General features: G+C 29.9%; 1 protein-coding gene. It reads right to left on the reverse strand.

The genetic code is table 11. From position 1 onward, the window contains the following. Window positions 1–224, reverse strand: a 224-nt coding sequence (locus PVV65_RS09820) for a single-stranded DNA-binding protein (protein ID WP_273790035.1), incomplete at its 3' end; no start/stop codon positions are given. Window positions 225–1,037 lie beyond the last annotated feature (813 nt).

The following is a 1,037-nucleotide window of genomic DNA, read 5'->3' on the forward strand; positions in this document are numbered from 1 at the left end:
ACTTTGCTTCCTTTATGAAGATACTGAAGTGCTATTTTTGCAAAATGTGGATTAAAAACCACAATAGAATGCCATTCTGTTTTGTCTATTTTCTTATTGGTTGCCTTGTCTGTATAGTTCTCAGATGTTGCCAACCGAAAATTAACCACCTCGCCACCAGAAGGCATTGTTTTACTTTCTGGATTTGCACCTAAATGACCAATTAAAATCACTTTATTAAGCATTTGCTTTATATCCTTTTATAGGAACATAGAACTAGCAACAAAACAAATTTACAACTGATAATAGTATAACACATTATGCTATGTTCTTACAAACGAAATTTGTTATAACACACTGAATCTAAATAATGAATCCTGTTTTTACTGTACTTATTTGCTTGTTTTTTGATACGATTTGTGTAATAAGGAGGTGTCCTTTATATTTTGGTTATTCTAATCGCTTATTGGGATCATTAGTTGTTTTGAGCATAAAGACCGTATCAATTCATTTTGATGCGGTTTTTGTGTATTAAAGCTTGTGATTTTACATATATTTGTGTAATAAGAAGCTATTCATAATACTTTGAATAATGATAACACTCATGCATTGCAAAACAGAAGCCGCGTTAGATAATGACGCGGCTTTATCATATAAAAATCTATATCTGCATAAAAGAAAACCCTGTTATGTAAAAAACATAACAAGGTCTTCTTCCAATTTCTCAAGTCTCATACAAGAGATAGCACATTATGTATAAAATCACAAGCCTTAATATGCAAAAAAACCGCACCTTTTAAAGGACACGGCTTTTTTTGTAGCGATTTTTAAAAAGTATATTATTTTAACCTAAGGAACGGCTAAAATACAACGCTGTAATAACGTTGTAAAAGAAAGTTTTGACACTTTCTATGTTTTAAAATATAGCATGATTTGTTTAAAGATGCAATTTGAATAAAAATAAACTTGCGTTTATACACAAAGTATGTAATTCATTAATCGTTTTCATAATGAATTGTCCTTGTCAATAATGGTTTTTAATAAAAGAAGCCGTGTTT

Source organism: Bartonella sp. ML70XJBT, from assembly GCF_028618425.1.
GTDB lineage: Bacteria > Pseudomonadota > Alphaproteobacteria > Rhizobiales > Rhizobiaceae > Bartonella.